This window comes from Aeromonas sp. R10-1 (genome assembly GCF_040908465.1).
In the GTDB taxonomy this organism is placed as follows: Bacteria; Pseudomonadota; Gammaproteobacteria; order Enterobacterales; family Aeromonadaceae; genus Aeromonas; species Aeromonas caviae.
Window position 1 is genome coordinate 111,687 of sequence record NZ_JBFODT010000036.1, and the last position, 20,095, is coordinate 131,781.

Annotated in this window: 13 protein-coding genes; 7 read left to right on the forward strand and 6 right to left on the reverse strand. The window is 59.1% G+C overall.

What is annotated here, in order from left to right; all coding sequences use genetic code 11:
- The first annotated feature begins 346 nt into the window (after positions 1-346).
- The 4 genes from AB5Y93_RS18140 (at position 347) to AB5Y93_RS18155 (ending at position 5,721) form a co-directional block, all read left to right on the forward strand.
- Positions 347-1,885: an OmpA family protein gene (locus tag AB5Y93_RS18140; protein ID WP_368229999.1), complete on the forward strand. Its 1,539-nt coding sequence runs from the start codon at positions 347-349 to the stop codon at positions 1,883-1,885.
- Between the two features lie 17 nt (positions 1,886-1,902).
- The gene (locus AB5Y93_RS18145) at positions 1,903-3,498 is read left to right on the forward strand and encodes an SPOR domain-containing protein (RefSeq protein WP_368230000.1); all 1,596 of its coding nucleotides are present in this window, start codon (positions 1,903-1,905) and stop codon (positions 3,496-3,498) included.
- 2 nt (positions 3,499-3,500) lie between these two features.
- Positions 3,501-4,334, forward strand: coding sequence for a hypothetical protein (locus tag AB5Y93_RS18150; protein ID WP_104454538.1), 834 nt, complete (start codon positions 3,501-3,503; stop codon positions 4,332-4,334).
- 1,210 nt (positions 4,335-5,544) lie between these two features.
- Complete coding sequence (locus AB5Y93_RS18155; protein ID WP_368230001.1) at positions 5,545-5,721, forward strand: hypothetical protein; 177 nt, start codon at positions 5,545-5,547, stop codon at positions 5,719-5,721.
- A 114-nt stretch (positions 5,722-5,835) separates the two neighbouring features.
- Here the strand turns inward: AB5Y93_RS18155 and AB5Y93_RS18160 are convergent, their stop codons facing one another.
- The gene (locus tag AB5Y93_RS18160; protein WP_368230002.1) at positions 5,836-6,786 is read right to left on the reverse strand and encodes a transposase; all 951 of its coding nucleotides are present in this window, start codon (positions 6,784-6,786) and stop codon (positions 5,836-5,838) included.
- Positions 6,787-7,193: 407 nt separating this feature from the next.
- On the opposite strand from AB5Y93_RS18160, the gene AB5Y93_RS18165 reads away from it, so the two are divergent.
- The gene (locus AB5Y93_RS18165) at positions 7,194-8,561 is read left to right on the forward strand and encodes a hypothetical protein (protein WP_368230003.1); all 1,368 of its coding nucleotides are present in this window, start codon (positions 7,194-7,196) and stop codon (positions 8,559-8,561) included.
- 61 nt (positions 8,562-8,622) lie between these two features.
- On the opposite strand, the gene AB5Y93_RS18170 is transcribed toward AB5Y93_RS18165, so the two are convergent.
- The 3 genes from AB5Y93_RS18170 to AB5Y93_RS18180 form a co-directional block, all read right to left on the reverse strand.
- Positions 8,623-10,992: a YgiQ family radical SAM protein gene (locus AB5Y93_RS18170; RefSeq protein ID WP_368230004.1), complete on the reverse strand. Its 2,370-nt coding sequence runs from the start codon at positions 10,990-10,992 to the stop codon at positions 8,623-8,625.
- Between the two features lie 196 nt (positions 10,993-11,188).
- Positions 11,189-14,341 carry an efflux RND transporter permease subunit gene (locus tag AB5Y93_RS18175; RefSeq protein ID WP_368230005.1) on the reverse strand — a complete coding sequence of 1,051 codons (3,153 nt, stop codon included), beginning with the start codon at positions 14,339-14,341 and terminating at the stop codon, positions 11,189-11,191.
- Complete coding sequence (locus AB5Y93_RS18180) at positions 14,341-15,393, reverse strand: efflux RND transporter periplasmic adaptor subunit (protein WP_368230006.1); 1,053 nt, start codon at positions 15,391-15,393, stop codon at positions 14,341-14,343. The genes AB5Y93_RS18175 and AB5Y93_RS18180 overlap by 1 nt, the downstream gene beginning before the upstream one ends.
- 210 nt (positions 15,394-15,603) lie before the next feature.
- Here AB5Y93_RS18180 and AB5Y93_RS18185 point away from each other — a divergent pair, with 210 nt between their 5' ends.
- Both AB5Y93_RS18185 and rssA read left to right on the forward strand, forming a co-directional pair.
- Entirely contained in the window at positions 15,604-17,160 is a 1,557-nt protein-coding gene (locus AB5Y93_RS18185; RefSeq protein ID WP_368230007.1) for a diguanylate cyclase, read from the forward strand.
- A 34-nt stretch (positions 17,161-17,194) separates the two neighbouring features.
- Positions 17,195-18,064, forward strand: coding sequence for a patatin-like phospholipase RssA (gene rssA / locus AB5Y93_RS18190; protein ID WP_029313973.1), 870 nt, complete (start codon positions 17,195-17,197; stop codon positions 18,062-18,064).
- 65 nt (positions 18,065-18,129) lie between these two features.
- Here the strand turns inward: rssA and AB5Y93_RS18195 are convergent, their stop codons facing one another.
- Together AB5Y93_RS18195 and AB5Y93_RS18200 are read right to left on the reverse strand one after the other, a co-directional pair.
- Complete coding sequence (locus AB5Y93_RS18195; protein ID WP_042864227.1) at positions 18,130-19,491, reverse strand: sodium-dependent transporter; 1,362 nt, start codon at positions 19,489-19,491, stop codon at positions 18,130-18,132.
- Between the two features lie 195 nt (positions 19,492-19,686).
- Positions 19,687-19,953 carry a DNA-binding transcriptional regulator gene (locus AB5Y93_RS18200; RefSeq protein ID WP_010673503.1) on the reverse strand — a complete coding sequence of 89 codons (267 nt, stop codon included), beginning with the start codon at positions 19,951-19,953 and terminating at the stop codon, positions 19,687-19,689.
- Positions 19,954-20,095: the final 142 nt, after the last annotated feature.

The following is a 20,095-nucleotide window of genomic DNA, read 5'->3' on the forward strand; positions in this document are numbered from 1 at the left end:
CCTCTTTGTGTTCAGCGTCGGGGAGATTGACAAAGATATTGGAAAGTCGATGTTTTTCCTATGGTTGCATCACTTTTCCACTCGCATGATCAGGTTCGTTTGGCTTATCATAGCCACTCGATACCTATTGAACCGCATAGATAATTGCCTCTTCTGACACTCAGGACATATCAGACACAGCCGCTTGCGAGAATGAGCACGCCTGGCGCCGATATTAAACATCAGCCCGCGTTAATATCTTTTATATCAGCAAGTGTCGATATTTCACTCCACACGAAGACGCTTTTCTCTGGCCTCACTGGCATGTCTGAATCTCGCTATTAAATATAAATGGCAAGGAATCGCTATGGATAAATCGTTTCGTCTTGCACCTCTCAGCTGTGTATTGATTGCCGCCGTGGGTTGCAGCTCTCAGCAGATGCAGAATTTCAAATCCACGGTCAATGATATCGGCAAGGATTACGGCATGCCGGTGCTTTGTGGGGCTGGCATGATTGCAGGAGGGGCTGCGGGCTATGCCATCAACGGGAAAAAAGGGGCTGTCGCGGGGGTTGCCCTCGGTGGGGCGCTGGGCTGCGCGGCAGGCTATATGTGGCAGTCCAGGCTACAAGAGCTTGACCGGATAGCAAAGGAAGAGAATCTCAACATCGCTACCGAGAAGCTGACCGTTGCCGAGCCAGCCGCAGTGACCGGTGTCCCTCAGGACGCCGGCCTTGTGGCCCAGATCCCCGATTCCGGCATGTTCTCGAGTGGTTCTGCCCAGCTCACAGAAAGCGGCCTGCGCGTGGTCACGAAACTGGCCCAGCTCTATGCCAAACCCGCAGCCGCAGACGCCTCGGATCAGCGCCGTATCCTCCTCGTCGGCCACAGTGACGCCACCGGCCCTGCAGAACTCAACCTGCGACTCTCCGAGCAACGTGCGCGAGCCGTCGGCAAGGTCCTGGTCGCATCGGGGATCCCGGCCTCTTCCATTTACTATCAAGGCGCGGGTTCGTCGCGTCCCATCGCAGACAACAGCGACCCCTTGCTTCGCGGTCAGAATCGCCGGGTCGAAATTGTAGAACTGGCGAACGAGCAGGCTCTGGTCATGCGGGCCCAATCCGAAGAGAACAACACCCGCTATCTGCGTTACGGGGCTTCCGACACCGCCAAACCGCGTGTGGCTACGACCAAACCGGCGACTCAGTCCGCAAGCGGTTCAAGCAAGGTGGCGGCCACGTCGCAAACCGCCCCTCGCCAACCCGCCGCCAAGCAGAGCGCCTCAAACACCAGCACGACCAAGGCCCTGCCCGATGCCAAGGCCGCAGTGGACTTCGGCGGCAAGCCTGCCGGCACCTATCAGTGGAACATGGCTCAGAACATCAAGCCCAAGGCGAGTGGTTTTGCACTGATCAGCAGCGCATACGCAAACGACATGCCGATGTCGAGCTGTGAGGCAGATAAGCCACGCAGTGCAGGCCAAGTACTGAGCATGGCAGACGACAAGCCTCTCCCGCGCCATGCCACCAAGGAGTACATGCCCGGCTATAACAATCGCGTCTGGGCCAATACCGTCAACGGCCACCTGGTGACTGTCTCTCCGGTTTCCATCTTGCGTGACAACGCCCAGGTCGATCGTCAACCGATCCTGCAAGTCGTTCAGGGTTACAAATCCTCGAATCAGAAGAAGCCCCAGACCCTCAAGGCGGTGGCCAACACCTATGAGGGCGAGAGTGAGGTGCTATACCGCGTCTTCACCAGCGATCCCAAGGCGTCGGTGTCCTGCATGGATCTCGTGTTCAGCAAAGGCAACGCCAAGGTCAGCCAGGGAGCCCTGTTCTATCCGGCAGGTTCCGAGGCTTATGTGGCTTCGTACCTGCCCATTCCCGCCACCCATTCCAAATAAGAAAACGGAGAAACTTAGTGGAAGACTTTTCTTTGGCAGCGCTCAAGACGCTGATCCTCGCCAACCAGATGCTGACCGTTGGCATTGTTTCATTCCTCGTCAGCGCCGTAGTGGTGTGGCGGCATTGGGAGCATGTCTCCTACTTCCTGATCCGGGTATGGCACAACCTGCCGCTGATCGGCACAGTGGCCCGTCTCGCCCGCAAGCCGGCCTCGGTCGATGGCGATGGCTGGATCAACCATGAAGTGACCCTGTCGAATGTGTACTACCGCGAATACAAGAAGCATTTAAAGGGGACAGATGCCTACAACGCCTCCCTCGACTACCTTGCCAAGGCAGGAGAGGCCGGCCGCTCCCCGCGCCCGGCGTGGGTGCTTGCTCTGGTGCTGGTGCTGGTGCTGGTCGAGGCAATGGGCTTTGCCTACGTGCTGGCAGGCTGGATGAACATGGATGCCTCCACCAATGACCGTCACCTGCTGGCAGCCGCAACGGCTCTGCTGCTCGCCGTCGCATCCGCATTCCTGGCTGAAGTGGCCGGACACTCCCTGCATCACAACAGCCTGATCGCCCGGGCGCGTCACTGGTGGCAAGGGGAAGAGCCCTCAAAACGCTCCCGTACCCTCAAGGCAAACAAGGCCATCAATCTGGAAGACTCCTTCTCGGACTCTGACAAACCTGACTACGAGCAGTTGCTGGCCCGCCTGAAAGACGTGAATTCAGGTGTCAGCCGCAAGTTTGTCTGGCTGATTGTCTGTGCTTCGTTTGTTGCCTGCATGGCAGTGGGCGCCTTCGTGGTGCGTTCAGCCACCCTCGACAGCATCGAAACCGAGATGGTCAACAACATGCGCGCCGAAACAACGGCACAGAGTGACAGCAGCATGGGGTCGCCGTTTGATCTGCCGGAAGAGTCTCAAGCCATCAACAACGAGGCGGAAGAGGCCACCATCGAAGACAAGATGCAGGCCATCCGTGAGGCCAGCCTGACCACCTACGTCATGCTGTCGCTCATCTACATCGCCATCCAGGGGATCAGCATCTGGCTTGCCAGCAAATACCACTTTGCGGGCACCCATTCCATAACAGCCTGGCGTCTGACACACGAATACGCGACCGCCGAAGAGATGCTGGACGCGATGGACCAGCAACGCACCGCCATTGCCAGCCATGCCGATGACAAGCTCCGCCGCTTGCAGACCCTGTTGTCGAGCCGTGACCATACCAACTCGGGTGTGCTGGGGGCGCTGGAAGGGGAGAAATCCGCCCATCGCAATTTCCTGGCCTTTATCGAGTACAAGGCAGGCACCGTGCCGCCCAAGCCGGCCCCTCAGGCGGCCCCCCAGGTCGCACCGACAGTGCAAGCCGAGCCGGCACCCGCCGTACAACCGGCCGTTGCGCAGGCAAAGGCGGCTCTCCCGCCCACCACTGACGCCCCCGGCCAGACCGACGCTGCCGTCAAGGCCGCCGATTTCCATGATGTCACTGGCCTGCCCGAAGAGAGTCTGGCAGCAGCCAGCCGCGCACTGGGGGTGGACGAAGCGCAGTTGCGTGATATCCGTGAGCAGCAGATGGCCCTCAAGACCCTGGGCCTCTTTCCCACCAAGCAGAGTGCCTAATCGTGAAGATCACCCAGGTATTGCTACTGGCGTTGACGCTGCCTTGTGCAGCGTTGGCGGCCGAGCGTAACGACATACAGAGCTGCTATGAGCGCAATGGCCTGACCGACATCAAGCCTGCGGGCACCGGTCGCGAACTGGTGGTCATCATCGACCAGACCATTCCGATGCCTGACGATCTGCAACGCAGCAGTTGGGGGCAGATAGAGCGCTTCGTGCAGGCTGGCGATCGCGTCAAGCTCTATACCTTCTCCGCCTTCTTGCCTGGCGAATACCTTCGCCTGGCCTACGCGGGGCAACTGGATATGCCGCTGGAAGGGGAGATCCGGGACGATGTCAGCATGCGCAAATTGCGCGGCCTGGACACCTGCCTGACGACGCAGACCAAGGTCTTTCGTAACGGCTTTGGCAAACAGTTCGTGAAAGCACTGCGTGATGCCCGCCAGGACATCCCCAAGAGCGAGATCATGAACTCGCTGCGCAAGGTGGGTGAAGATATGAAGGCCGAGCAAGGCGTCAATGACCGCGTCGTGTTCCTCATTTCGGACATGCTGGAGCACTCCGATTACACCAGCTTCTATGCCACCAACAAGATCAAGCAGCTCAATGTCGGTGACGAGCTCAAGCAGGCCAAGAGCAAGGGGCTGTTTGCCGATCTGCAAGGCGCTCGCGTCTACGTCACGGGGGCCGGGCTGGTGACCGACGCGGTGAAACACGCCTATCGTTCCGGCAAGACCATGGATGCACTCGGTGACTTCTGGTCACAGTACTTCGAGCACTCCCATGCCACCCTGGTGAACTTCGGCGCCCCCAGCCTGAGCACGGATTTGCAATAACCGTCACCTTCACAGGCAGAGCACGCGCTTCTGCCCATCACACAAGGGCGACCAACTGGTCGCCCTTGTTATTTATTGCCAACGCTGCCCCCCTTCGAGATATCGGCCAACCCGCCCCTTGGCATCAGGTTTGGTCATGCGAGCCAAAGGTGGATCCCCATATTTGCCGACTCTTGTAAAAGATCCCCAAGGGACGTCGTCATCTCCCCCTTCCCCATAGGCCGAGCACGATAAGGTCTCTTTTTACTTTTTATTTGGGACAGCCATCTCTGTGTTCGGGAGTCCCTGGTTTGGGGCAGCCATCTCTGTGTGCGGATTGTTCCAATGGAGGAACCATTTAAGATCCATCTGTTTCACTGATGCAAAAACAACCTGTGGATCGCCATCAAGAGGCTGCACGAGGCTGATGTAGCCGCTCTACACAGGTCGCTCGGCCAATCCTGCGCGTATAGCGGTTGAGATCAAAAAGGTGGGTATTCTCGATTTCTGGCCTCAAATTTATCCGTAATAGGCTTTTCTAGGCACTATTAGGATTACTCCCATTCCAGAGGAATATCGAAGAGGTTACTGTATCAATACATATTATATTTTGATCTTCAAAGGTATATTTCAGTGCATGTTAAAGTGACGCTAACTCGAATATTTATTTTAGCTACGTTTATTTTCTCAATGTTACTTGTAAGTTTTCTGATTGTAAGCGAAATAATCTAATAATAATGAGCATCCCTCTGCACAGAAGGACCCTAACTTTTGACAGCCATCTTTGTGTTGGACGGACTCTAACTTTGGACAGCCATCTTTGTGTACGGATTGTTCCAATATGGAAACCCTTTAAAGTCCGCCTGTTTCACTGATGCAAAAATCACCTGTTCAAGCAACACCCACGATGTCGCCGCATTGTGAGAGAGGGCCTGATGACAAAGGACCGATAGCCCCTCTTCCCCAACCCGCCTTATCAGGAAAGTCATCTTTTGGAGAAAGCCCTCATCCAGCGCCTTATCAGGACAGCCATCTTTTGGAGAAAGCCCTCATCCAGCGCCCAGCACAACTTGTCATCCAGCATTTGCGATGGCATTTGTGAAACTCGGGGGATTAAAGAGAATGTCTTGGCATCGATGACGCCAACTCAGATGCGATCACACCGGCGGGGAGCTGGCGCTATACCGAACGTTGTTATGACGCGAGTATTCTTCACTCAAAGGGATGGTTGATGACACCGTCGCTGGCCACAGTGCCAAGCAAACTGCTGACAATGCTCTTTGTCACCCACCACTCTGATACCCTGGCGCCGAAACAATCGCCTTATCAGGACAGCCATCTTTTGGAGAAAGCCCTCATCCAGCGCCCAGCACAATTCGTCATCCAGTATTTGCGATGGCATTTGTGAAACTCGGGGGATTAAAGAGAATGTCTTGGCATCGATGACGCCAATTCAGATGCGATCACACCGGCGGGGAGCTGGCGCTATACCGAACGTTGTTATGACGCGAGTATTCATCACTCAAAGGGATGGTTGATGACACCGTCGCTGGCCACAGTGCCAGGCAAACTGCTGACAATGCTCTTTGTCACCCACCACTCTGATACCCTGGCGCCGAAACAGCGTCACTTGCTTGAGCCAGCGCACCTCGTCCAACCCCAGCCGCGCCAGGATGGGGGCAAGACAAACTGGGATATGGCCCCGTTTGTCCACTCGGATGGCGCGACCTGTCCAGTCCACCAGCATCAGGTAATCCGCAAAGGTATATGGCAGGCTATCGGGTCGCGCTTCGTGCGCGAATGGCAACAGCAACGGCGGCAATGGGGCGGCGGACTGCTCGCCATCGAGACGCTGCTTGAGGCTGGTGTAATCGCTCTGCTCGGGCCGGTCGGCAATCGCCGCCCGTATCGGATTGAGATCAACATAGGCCATGCAGGCCAGCAGGGCTGATTCGGTGAGCAGGGCCTGGCTCTTGAAGCGCCCTTCCCAAAAATGGCCCTTGCAACCATCTTCCCGATTGGCCTGCCGAGCTAGGTTTTCGTTGAGCAACCGCACAAACCAGCTGATGGAATGTAACCGCTCCCGCCACTGCCCTATCAGTTGTTGCACCACAGCGAGTTCAGGCTCAATCAGGGATTCCCCCTGATACCAGCGTCGTACCAGCAGCGGCCACTGGAATAGCGCCGCCCAACGCTCGGCCACCTCCCGCTCGCTCCAATTGGCAGCGGTATCCGGCTCGACCTTGAGCACCAGGTGATAGTGATTGCTCATCACCGCATAGGCACACACACCGATGGCAAACAGTCGCGACAATTGGCCCAACTTGTCGACCACCCACTGGCGCCGATTCTCGTAACTCTGGCCGGAGTGGGCATCTTCCCCGCACAGAAACGCCCGCCGCACACAGCGACTGACCACATGATAGTAAGGCGTATCCTGCAAACTGATTTGACGTGAACGGGCAATGGTCATGGCTCCCTCCCTGGGCAGTGACACCTCAAGCCAAGTACAGGGCTACGCCGCTGTCAAAAAGGTGGGTGTCCCAGATTTCCCGTCAAAAAAGGTGGGTGTCCCAGATTTCCACCCCCAGATTTCACAATTTGCTGATCAAGTTCAAAAAACGATGTGATTCTGATGGTTACATCCTTTTAAGGCTCGCTTGGGTAGTTTCGTTTGTCTTACAGTGGCTATCTGGAACCTGTTGAACTGCGATGGGTCACTTCCCTCGCTGGTCAATGGAGCATATTGGAAGCTGTAATCCATGGGCGGTAGCGTAGGATTTGGTAACGTTACACCCCATACAGAAAGGTGGGTGTCCTAGATTTCTCATTATTCTTTGCTGCTGGCATTTTCAAAATGATCGAGTGGTTGGTATTTTTATGACAATAGGCAATGAAATTGAAAAACTTCGTAATGGTGAATTGGTTCTACATTGCGTCCAAGTAGAAATATTTCAGCGAATGGAGAATGGATTAAAAATGTCGGGGCACGGCACTATTAAAATCAACAGTGTCGGAACAATCTACATGGAGTTCATTTGCACTATAAGTGAGAATATACCAAATGCATTTTTTAATGAAAAGCTGCCTAAAGATCCATTAGATAATGGGCAAAAGCTATATCTTCGCGCTCAGACAATAGATGGATTCATCTATGAGTCAGATGGTTTTTCAATTCAAGTAAATTTTAACTCATCACATCCACCAGCTCATCACTACATCTTTTTATCATCTATTTATTCCTATTCCACTACTGAACCATATGAGCCATCAGACAATAACTACTTGTACTTTGAATTTTCAGAAAATTTCAACATACCAGCAAACAAATCTAATTCCGTGGTGTCTAGTCTAGGCAGTGAGTCACACAGTTGGAACCAGACAGTACTAGATATGGAAGGTTACTCAATATCGATGGTTAAAAAGGCTGGTTACACAGAAGTTCGTGTTACTGGATCCTTTGAACCTGAAGTACTACTGTTGTGTTTGAAATTTTATATCGGGTTTTCAAGCGCATCTATGCCTCAGTTTGTTTATATACAAAAACGCGAGGGAACAAATAAAAAAGAAACTATATCCAGTGTAGATAACACCCAAAAGCACCAACGCGCTTCTAGCCCGATGGTAGCGAATGTTGTTGGTGAAAACTCTATTTATCATTATATGCTTTTCAACCAAATATTATATCTACATAAAAATAACCATAAGCATTTTGAAAGTATTTACTCACAGTGGGAGAGGGTGTGGTTCTCATTTCAATCAAAAAATAGCATTATGATGCTTACTTTGTCGGTAGCTATCGAAGGGCTTTTAAACGATATTTACATTCCGGCATTCAAGACTAGCGAGGAAAATGTAGAGTTAGCTTATGAAATAGCAGAAATAAAGCAGCAGATTAAAACTCTCCATTTGACCGAAATCCAACGTGGCAGGCTTCTGAGCAACGTGAGCTACTGGAAAGCCATTACAGCGGCTACAGCTTTAGAAAAATTGATTGTTCAAGGTGTAATTACGAAGGAGGATAAAAAGTTATGGCAAGAACTTCGTAATGAAAGTGCTCACCCCAAGGTTAGAGAAAATAATCTAGCTAATGAAAGGCTAGAGCATGAAAAAGTTTCATCTTGCTTGAATTTATTCCACAAACTAGTTTTGAATACATTGGCATTTTCTGGACCGATTGCCATCTTACAAGCAGGTAAAGAGCCATCCTATATAAAACTAATACATACTGAAGTATTAAATAAATAAAACTAAAAAAGGCGACCATTCGGTCGCCTTTTTATTTCTATCACTTTCCAATCAGGAAAACTTACCGCGCCGGTCGCTTGGCACTATTCCCTTTTGCCGCAGGCTTGCCGCCCTGAGTGGTGGGGTTGGCCCCCGGCTTGGCAGAGCCTGCGCGGGTTGGCGCCTTGCCCTTATGGGCGGGTTTGCCGGCAGGTTTGCTTTTACCCGCATTCTGGCCCGCACTCTTGCCTTCGCCCTGTGAGACCGGTTTGCCATTAGCCGCGCCTTTGTGCAGCTGGGAACCCACCGGTTTGCCATTGCCGGCCTTGTTGCCAGCCCCATTGCTGCGCTGATGGGTGATGGCGCTGTGGCGGGTCAACGCGGGCTTGAGGCCCTTGTTGCGGCTGCGTTCGGCCTTGGCTTCGCCGCGCCCTTCCGGCGGCACCAGGCAGTCGGGGCCGTTGCCGATCAGGTGGCCCTTGCCCATCTCCAGCAGGGCCTCGCGGATCATCGGCCAGCCGGCCGGATCGTGGTAGCGCAGCAGCGCCTTGTGCAGGCGACGGCGACGCTCCCCTTTCACCACGAACACGTCCCCGCCCTGGCGGCTCACCTTGTTGAGCGGGTTTTTCTCGGTGTAATACATGGTGGTGGCGTTGGCGAGCGGCGACGGGTAGAAGTTCTGCACCTGATCGAGCTTGAAGCGGTTTGCTTTAATCCAGAGCGCCATGTTCACCATGTCTTCATCCGTGGTGCCCGGGTGGGCGGAGATGAAGTAGGGGATCAGGTACTGCTGCTTGCCCGCCTCTTTGGAGTACTTGTCGAACAGCTCCTTGAAGCTGTAGTAGCTGCCCATGCCCGGCTTCATCATCTTGGAGAGCGGGCCCTCCTCGGTGTGTTCCGGCGCGATCTTGAGGTAGCCGCCGACGTGGTACTTGGCCAGCTCCTTGATGTAGCGCGGATCTTCCACTGCGATGTCGTAACGCACGCCGGAGGCGATCAGGATCTTCTTGATGCCCTTGAGGTCGCGCGCCTTGCGATAGAGGTTGATGGTCGGGCTGTGGTCGGTGTCCATGTGCGGGCAGATGGTCGGCCAGACGCAGGAGGCGCGCCGACAGGTCTGCTCGGCCTTGGGGCTCTTGCAGCGGAGCTTATACATGTTGGCGGTGGGGCCGCCCAGATCCGAGATGACGCCGGTAAAGCCCGGCACCTTGTCGCGGATCTCTTCGATTTCTTTGAGGATCGACTCTTCCGAGCGGCTCTGGATGATGCGCCCCTCGTGCTCGGTGATGGAGCAGAAAGAGCAGCCACCGAAGCAGCCGCGCATGATGTTGACCGAGGTCTTGATCATGTCGTAGGCCGGGATCTTCTCGTTGCCATAGGCCGGGTGCGGCACCCGCTGGTACGGCAGGCCGAACACCCCGTCCATCTCGTCGGTTTCGAGCGGGAAGGCGGGCGGGTTGACCCAGATGATGCGATCGCCGTGGGCCTGGGAGAGGGCGCGGGCGCAGCCCGGGTTGGTCTCGTGGTGCAGGATGCGGGACGCATGGGCGTAGAGCACCTTGTCCTCCTTCACCCGCTCGAACGCCGGCAGCTTGACGTAGGTCAGCTCCCACGGCTTTTGCTTAGGGGGTTGTACCAGGATGGGCTTGGCCTCCTGCTCCACCGGTGCGGTGCCTTCGTCGTCCGCGCAGGGGGCCCCTTCCATATAGGGGTTGGGGATGGGATCGATGCGGCCAATCTGGTCGAGCTTGCTCGAATCCACCCCGCGCCAGCCCGGCAGCGGCTCCTTGCGGATCACGGCGGTGCCGCGAATGTCCTGCATGGTGTCGATGGTCTCGCCGCCTGCGATGCGGTGAGCCACTTCCACCAGGGGGCGCTCGGCGTTGCCGTAGATGAGGATGTCGGCCTTGGCATCGATCAGGATGGAGCGGCGGATGGTCTCGGACCAGTAGTCGTAATGGGCGATGCGGCGCAGGGATGCCTCGATGCCGCCGATGACCACCGGCACCTCTTTATAGGCCTCCTTGCAGCGCTGGGTATAGACCAAGGTGGCGCGGTCCGGCCGCTTGCCGCCCACATCCCCCGGGGTGTAGGCGTCGTCGTGGCGCAGCTTCTTGTCGGCGGTGTAGCGGTTGATCATGGAGTCCATGTTGCCCGCCGTCACCCCGTAGAAGAGGTTGGGCTTGCCCAGGCGCATGAAGTCATCTTTCGATGACCAGTCCGGCTGGGCGATGATGCCGACCCGAAAACCCTGTGATTCGAGCATGCGGCCGATCACCGCCATGCCGAAGCTCGGGTGATCCACGTAGGCGTCGCCTGTCACCAGCACGATGTCGCAGCTGTCCCAGCCGAGCTTGTCCATCTCCGCGCGGGACATGGGCAGGAAGGGCGCCGTGCCGTAGCACTCGGCCCAGTAACGGGGATAGGAGAAGAGGTTGGTAACCGGCTGCATTTTGACCACCTGGAACAATTCGGGTCGCGCATTATACCGGCAGAGCAAGGCGGGGGCGACGGCTTTTTGCCCCTACAGAACGCGAGGGGAAGGGGCGCCTTCGAGCGGGCGTGACGGGTCGGCGTGACAGACTCCGATCTCATCAACAAGCAGGGCGCCCATTGGCGCCCTGCTTGCTGTCATCCGGGTCGGCACGCTAGGCCGCCGGTTTGTCACGCCCCTCGGGGGCCACCGCCCCCGGCACCGTGGAGGGACTGGCCGGGATTGCCGTGGCCAGTACCTCGTCCACCAGTCGGTCCCGCGCCCCCGTCATCCCCGCGCGTCTGGCGATCAGGTGATAGATGGCGGGCACCACCAGCAGGGTCACCAGGGTCGCCAAGGACAAGCCGAAGAAGACCACGGTCCCCACGGCCATCCGGCTCTCGTACCCCGCCCCCATGGAGAGCATCAGGGGCACGGCGCCGATGATGGCGGTGAGCGAGGTCATCAAGATGGGGCGCAAGCGGCGCACCGACCCCTTGATGATCGCCTCCTCGAACCCTTCACCCCGCTGGCGCAGCTGGTTGATGAACTCGACGATGAGGATGCCGTTCTTGGTCACCATGCCGATGAGCATGATCATGCCTATCTGGCTGTAGATGCTGAGCTCCTGCCCCGTGAGCCAGAGGCCGAGCAGGCCGCCGAAGATGCCGAGCGGCACCGTCATCATCACCACCGCCGGGGTCAGCAGGCTCTCGAACTGGGCCACCAGCACCAGATAGACCACCAGCAGGGCCAGGCCGAACACCAGTGCCATCTCCCCCTGGTTGTCGCGATAGTCCTTGGACTCGCCGGCATAATCCACCGACATGCCGGTGGGCAGGTAATCTGCGGCCCAGCCATCCAGGAAGTCAAGCGCCTCCCCCAGGGTGTGACCGGGGGCCACGTCCGCGGTGAGGGTGACCGCCTTCTGGCGCTGGTAGTGGTTGAGGCGCTGGGGGCTCGCCACCTGGGTGACGGTCGCCAGGGTGGAGAGGCTCACCATCTCGCCGCTCGCGGCCTTGAGATAGATGCGGCTCACATCCGAAATGCCGTTGAACTGGGTCTGGTTGGCGCGCAGATAGACATCATACTCTTCGCCCCTGTCCACATAGGTGGTCTGGCTGACGCCGCCGAGCAGGGCCTGAAGGGAGCTTGCGATGGTGGAGACCGGAATGCCGAGCTGGGTGGCTCGCTCCCGCTCTATGGTCACCTGCAGCTCCGGGGTCTTCTCGGCATAGTCGAGATCCGGGCTCTGCATCAGCCCGCTCTGGGCCGCCGCCTCCTTGAGCGCCAGCCCTTGCTGGTTGAGCTCGCCGTAATCGGAGCCTTGCAGCACGAACTGCACCGCCGCGGTGGAGCCGCCTCTGAACCCCGGCTGGAAGGTGCGGATCATCACGTCGGGGATGCCGGCGAGGCGACCGCTCAGGGAGCGGCCAAACTCGGTGGCCGTTTCGTCCCGCACCGCCCAGTCACTGAGCTGGATGATGGCCATGCCGGTCTGATCGCCGCCGCGCCCGAAGGCCGGGGTGCTGAAGCTCATGGCCTGCACCACCCCCTTGCCGAGCAGCGGCAGGATGGCGGCCTCCACCTGCTGCATGTTGCGCTTCATCCGCTCGATGCTGGTACCCTCCGCCCCTTTCACGAACACATAGAGCACGCCCCTGTCCTCGGTCGGGGTGAGGCTCGCGGGCAGCTTGCCAAAGAGGGCGCCAATTCCGCCAAGGCAGAGCAGCAACACCAGGGGCATCCAGACGGCGCGGCGCAGCACGGCCCCCAGCACGCGGCGATAACGCTCCTCCACCCAGCCAAGTCCCTTGTCCAGGGTGGCGGTCAGGGCGTTGGGCTTGTCCACGGCACGCATCAGCCAGGAGCCCATGGCCGGGGTCAGGGTGAGCGCCACCAGGGAGGAGAAGAGCACGGCCAGGGAGAGCAGGATGGCGAACTCGGTGAAGAGGCGCCCCACCATGCCGTCCATGAAGGCGATGGGGACGAACACCATCACCAGCACGGCGGTGGTGGCGATGACGGCAAAGCCCACCTCCCGGGTGCCGTGCCAGGCCGCCATCAAGGGGGACTCGCCCCGTTGCAGGTGGTGGTGGATGTTCTCTACCACCACGATGGCATCATCCACCACCAGGCCGATGGCGAGGATGAGGGCCAGCAAGGTAATGAGGTTGATGGAAAAGCCCAGATACCAGGCACCGATGAAGGCCGAAATCAGGGAGACGGGCACCGTGATGGCGGGGATGAGCGTGGTGCGCCCCTGCCCGAGGAAGAGATAGAGCACGGCGACCACCAGCAGGGCGCAGATGGCGAGTGTCTCGTATACCTCGTCGATGGCCTGCTTGATGAAGATGGTGGAGTCGTAGTCGACCTCAAGGGTGGCCCCCTCCGGCAGGAAGCGCTGCATCTCCACGAGCTTCTTCTCGATGCCCTGGGCCACCGCCAGGGGATTGGCGGTGGACTGGGCGACGATGCCAATCCCCAGGCTCTCGCGGCCGTTGCGCTGATAGGCGCTGTCTTCGTTCTTGGCCCCCACCTCCACATCCGCAATGTCCGCCAGATAGATGCTCTGACCATTGGTGGCGGTTTTGACCGGCAGGGTGCGAAAATCTTCCGCACTGTGATAGAGCCGTGCGATCTGCACCGCCATGGTCATGGTGTTGTTGCGGATCTCGCCGCCCGGCAGCTCGATGTTCTCCCGCTTGAGGGCATCCTGCACGTCGGCCACCGTGATGCCGCGGGCCGCCATGTCGGCGGGGCGCAGCCGCACGTACATCACCTGGGTCAGGTCCCCGGAGAGGGACACCTCGCTCACCCCGTCCACCAGGCTCAAAGGGTCCACCAGCATGCGATTGGCGTAATCCGTCATGGCGGTACGATCCATCTGGGTGCTGCTGAAGTTGAGCCAGATGGCCACATCCCCGTTGCCGTTGTCCTTGGTCACCATGGGCTCGTCCGCCCCGTCTGGCAGCTTGGGTCTGGCCCGGGAGATGGCGTCACGCACGTCGGAGGTGCCCTCCAGCATGTTCCAGCCGAGCTTGAACTCCACCGTGATGGAGGAGCGCCCCTTGCGGGTCACCGAGTTGATGTTCTTGATGCCGCTGATGCCGGAGAGCTGATCCTCGATGGGCTTGGTGACCTGGCTCTCCATCACCTCGGGGGCCGCCCCCTCATAGGTGGTGGTGATGGAGACGGACGGAGTCTGCACATCCGGCATCTCCCGCACGGTGAGTTTGCTGAAGGCCACCAGACCGAACACGGTGAGCAGGGCGCTGATGACCACCGCCACCAGGGGACGGCGTACTGAGATATCGGAGAGCCACATCAGCCTTTCACCTCGCCCAGATCACGTACCTGGGCGCCGTCGCGCAGATTGACCAGCCCCTCCACCGCGATGCGATCGCCGACGTTCAACCCCTTGAGCACCCAGACGGCCTCGCCATGGGTGTCGCCAAGCTCCACCGGCACCCGCTTCACCCGTCCGTCCGCCTCCAGGCGATAGACGAAGCGCTGCTCGCCGGCATACTCCACCGACTGGGCGGGGATCAGGGTCATCTTCTGGGGTGGCAGAGAGAGATCCACGTTCATCAGCATGCCGGGACGCAGCTGGCCACCGGTGTTGGGCAGGATGACGCGGGCCTTGATGTTCTGGGTGTCGCTGGAGATCCGGCTGTCTAGGGTCTCCAGCACGCCGGAAAAGGATTGATCCGGCCAGGCCGAGCTGGTGGCCGTCACCGCCATGCCGGGGCGCAGCAGGGAGAGGTAGCGCTCGGGCACCGCCAGATCGAGGCGCAGTTTTGCCAGCTCGTCCAGATGCAAGAGCACGTCGCCACTGTTGACCAGGGCTCCTTCGCTGAGATCGATGAGGCTGACGGTGCCGTCGAAGGGGGCGGCCAGGGTGCGCAGGGAGAGCTCGTAACGGGCCGCATCGACCCGGGCCTGGGCCTGGGCAACAGTCGCCTCTTGCCCCTCCAGCTCCGAGGTGGTGACGGCGCCTCGCGCCACCAGCTTGCGCATGTCCCGCAGCTTGCGGGCCTCGTCGCGCACGCTGGCGCTCTGCTCGGCCAGCTCTGCCTGCTGCTTGCCCGCATCCAGGGCGATCAGGCTCTGCCCCTGTTTGACCTGCTGGCCGGAACTCACCGCGATGGTGGCAATGCGGCCGGTCACCTCGGGACTGATGGCCACGGAGCGATTGGCCGCAAGCTTGCTCACCAGCTTGATGGAGGGCTTGGCCAGGCTCTGCCTGACGGTTTCGGCCCTGATATTGATCTCTCTTGGTGCAGGCTTGCTGGCAGGTTCAGCCTGCCGCAGATGCCAGGCGCCCGCCGCCAGCAATAGAAGAAGAGGGAAAAGCCACAGCCACACGCGCGTTTTCATCACAAGATCCATGCAGTCAAAGAGAGAGGAAGAAGAGATAGCTTCATCAAGGATGGCACCATGTTACCCCCTGACTATGCCGTGACTATGTATAAATGTGACAAAACGTAACAGTCCGGTGAGAAGATCATCAAAAACGCATCTTGTCGGCACGCGCGTCAGGGTTCTGCCTTACACTGATGCCGACTCTCGCCATCTTCCGGTACGCCCATGTCCATTCCCTCCCCCGCCTTTGCCAGATACCGATTGCAGTGGCTGCTGCTGGGCCTCGGCCTGCTGCTGTTGCTGCTCGCCCTGCAACATGCGTTTCGCCAGGTTACCGAGATCAACAAGCGTGACACCATCAACGCCGCGACCCAGCTCAGCAGCCAGCACCAGCGGATGGAGACCTTCCTTGAGGCCATGCGCGGCCAGGCGGAGGAGCGCCTGCGCAGCAATCCCCAGTCCGTGCTCTCTCGCCAGCTCTATCAGGCGCTGCAATCCGACGGGGAGCACGGCATCAACCTGGATCGCATCCCCGTCGATCTGCCCCCCGCCCTCATCGGCAACCTGACCGGGCAGGGCCCGCTGCCCCACGACGGCAGCGAGCGGCAAGCCAGAATACATCTCGCCCTCAGCCTCTCCCCCCTGCTCGCCACGGCCAGCAAGCTGCTGGACAGGGACGTGGCCTGGATCTACTTCACCGGTACGGACAATTTCATCTACCTCTATCCCTGGGTGCCATCCAGCCAGTTTCGCTTCGATCCCGTGATTTACAGCAAGGCCTACTGGCAGGAGGCGATGGCCAGGCATCCCCACCTGGAGCACGCCATGCTCTCGCGCCCCTACCAGGATTTTGCCGGACGGGGGCAGATGATCACCCTCTCCCAGCCCATTACCCAGGGCGGCCAGATCATTGGCCTGCTCAGCATCGACATCCAGACCGTCACGCTGGCGCAGACCCTGCACCGCCTCGCCCCCCGGATTGGCACCCTGTTCCTGCTCAACGCCCATCAGCAGATCCTTGCCAGCAGCCAGTCCGGTACCGCGCCGCCCCCGGTCAGGACGGCGCAGTCAGCGGAATATGAGTGGCAACAGGGCGCCTTGCAGCTCGTCTATCCCATCCCGGAGACACCGCTCTCCCTCATCCATCGCATCCCGCTGCTGCCTCTGCTGCAGACGCTGTTGTGGCAATCGGCGACGGCGCTCATCACCATTCTCTGCCTGGTGGTGGCGACCGTCTCCAGCCTGCGTGCCCAGCGCCTCAACCGGCGCCTCAACTACCTGTCGCGCCACGATGCCCTGACCGGCGCCTTCAACCGCCACTACTTCGATGCCTTCGAACACCGCCAGGCCCTGGCAGGCCGCCAACGCATCGGCGCCATCATGTTTGACTGCGTTCACTTCAAACAGGTCAACGACCGTTTCGGCCACGGGGTGGGCGATCAGGTCCTCATCCGTCTGGTGCAGCTCTGCCAGTCCCTGCTGACACGGGAGTGCCACCTGATCCGCTGGGGCGGCGAGGAGTTCCTGCTGCTCGTCGCCGATGAAGCGATCCCTCTGGCCACCTTGGCCGAGCGGCTTCGCCTGTGCATAGCAGAGCATCCCTGGAGCGCCATCGCGGCCGAGCTGAAAGTGACCGTCAGCCTGGGCCACTGTCGCCAGTCACCAGCCATCTCCTTGCAGGAGGTGATCCGCCGCGCCGATATCGCCCTCTATCAGGCCAAGGCCAACGGCCGCAATCGCAGCGAAGCGTGGCGGGATGACGGACAGGAGAAGCCGGAGTAAGCTGGACTCCCACTTCATGTCAGGAGACGCAACTGTGTCACGAAAACCCCGTCTGGGATTGGCCCTGGGCAGCGGTGCGGCCCGAGGATGGGCCCACATCGGCATCATCCGTGCCCTGGAGCGACTGGGCGTCAAGCCGGATCTGGTGGCTGGCTGCTCCATCGGCAGCTTTGTCGGCGCCGCCTATGCCGCTGGTGAACTGGACAAGCTGGAGAGCTGGGTGCGCGGCTTCAGCCGCCTGCAGGTGATGGGACTGCTCGATCCTGCCCTCTCCGGCGGCCTGTTTCGCGGTGACAAGGTGTTTGGCATCGCCGCCGGCCATCTGGGGGATCCCGCCATCGAAAGCCTGCCGCTGCCCTTTGCCTGCGTCGCCACCGAACTCGATACCGGTCGCGAGATCTGGTTGCAGGAAGGGCCGCTTCGCCAGTGCGTGCGCGCCTCCTGCGGCATGCCCGGCCTGCTCACCCCGACCCGGGTGGAGGATCGCTGGCTGGTGGACGGGGCCGTGGTCAACCCTGTCCCCATCTCCCTGGCCCGCGCCATGGGAGCCGAGGTGGTGATCGCCGTCAACCTCAACACCGATATGCACCAGCCCTGGACCGACGAACCGGACGAGCCCGTGCAGGGGGGGCTGCTCAGCCAGTGGTTGAACCGGGGCGAGCGCGAGCCCAGTACCCCCGGCATGTGGGGGGTGATGACGGGCTCCATCAACATCATGCAGGAGCGCATCACCCGTGCCCGGATGGCCGGGGATCCCCCCGAGATCCAGCTCTGCCCGCGCCTTGGCAACCTCTCCATCATGGATTTCCACCGCGCGAGCGACGCCATCAACGAGGGGGAAGCCTGTGTCGAGCGCAACCTGGAGCAGCTCAAGGAGGAGCTGTCACGACTCTGCCTGATATGAAGGCATATCGGGGTAAAAGCCAAAAAGAGCGCCAATAGGCGCTTTTTTGTTTCGGGCGACGCGGCTCAGAACAGCCCCAGCCCCTTGAGCATCACCACCAGGATCAGCAGCGGCGACACATAGCGGATGATGAAAAACAGGGGGCTGAGGATGGGCAGCGCCAGCTTGCCTCCATTGGTCAGCGCCGTCGTCATCCGCTCGAATCCCCATACCCAGCCCACAAAGAGGCAGAGGAAGATGCCGCCAAGGGGCATCAGCACGTTGGAAGAGACGAAGTCGAACAGATCGAAGAAGGTTTTCCCGCCAACCTGCACATCCGCCAGCGTGCTGCTCGAGAGCGCACAGGTCGAGCCGACCGCCCCCAGCACCAGCAGGTTGATCAGGGTCGCCCTTGTGCGGCTCATGTGAAAGCGCTCGGAGAGCACCGAGACCGGCACCTCCAGGATGGAGAGCATGGCCCCGGTGGCTGCGATGGCGGAGAGCACGAAGAAGAGCACCATGAAGAGGTGTCCAAACGGGATGCTGGCAAAGACCGCTGGTATGGTGATGAACAGCAGGGAGGGGCCTGCGCTCGGCTCGAAGCCAAAGGCAAACACCGCCGGGAAGATGGCGATCCCCGCCAGCATGGAGACGAAGAGATCCGCGCACATCACCCGTACCGTGGTGAGAGGGATGTGCTGATCATCGCGAAAATAGCTGCCATAGGTCATCATGCAGCCCATCCCGATGGAGAGCTTGAAGAACGCCAGCCCCATGGCTGTCAGCACGACACCTGCGGTCACCTTGGAGAAATCCGGCGAGAACAGGAAATGCAGTCCTTCGCTCGCTCCGGGCAGAGTCAGGCTGCGCACGCCTATCACCAGCAGCAGGATGAAGAGCAGTGGCATCAACCGCTTGGTGACCGCTTCGATCCCCCTGGAGACCCCCATCAGCAGGATGCCCCCCATCAGGGCCAGCACCAGCCACTGCCAGAGCAGGCTCTGCAAGGGATCAGTGATGAGCGAATTGAAGGCAGCACCCGTGACGGCGGGATCGGTGGAGAGGATCTCGCCGCTGGCCGCCTTGAAGATGTAGGCAAACACCCAGGCCGCCACCTCGGAGTAGAACGACATGATGAGGAAGGCCGCGCTCACCCCCATGGCGGCGATCAGCCACCAGGGTTGCCCCTTTGGAGACAGCTTGATGAGCCCGCTGACCGCATCCGTCCTGGCCTCGCGCCCCAGCATGATCTCGGAGATCATCACCGGCAATCCCACCAGCAGGGTGGCGATGACATAGACCAGCAGAAAACCGGCGCCACCGTTCTCACCGGTCAGATAGGGAAACTTCCAGATATTGCCGAGCCCGACGGCAGACCCCAGGGTCGCGGCCAGCACGCCAAAGGTGCTGGTAAACCCATCTCTGGCTTTGGTAATGGATTGGCTCATCGTTGTCTCGCTGTGTGGATCACCGCCTGAATTAAAAGGGTCGGAGTGTTCCGTGGATTAATCCAGCCCGACAAGATGATTTAGTGAAAATCGCCGCTGACCGCACACAACGCATTATTTAATTAAATAATCATCCATTTTGACAAATAAAAAATGCCGCCTCGAGGGCGGCATTTTTATCAAGGTTGAACTGAATCAAGCCTTGGCAATATCGTCCGGACCGATCTGGCCGATTTCGGCGACTTTCTTGTCAGCCAGCAGCCAGAGGGTGAACTTGTGCAGATCGGGGTGGTGGGCCAGGGCAACCAGGAAGGCGCCTCCGACTTCACGGTAACCCAGTTCATAGTTCTTCAGGGTGGTTGGGGGGACGCCCAGCAGATCGGCAAACTTGGGACGGCTCAGGCCTACCGCTTCGCGGATCTGACGGATCTTCTTGCCAACAGTTACGATATTTGAATTCATGTGTTCCATACTCCGTTCGGCGGATTGACTCCACCTTTATTTTTCGCGACGACTCGTAGTCAAGTGTATCAGTTTTGAACGGACTCGTTATGGTCGAGCCTCTATCTATAATCAGCGTCTTTCGACGACAACCCTTCACAAA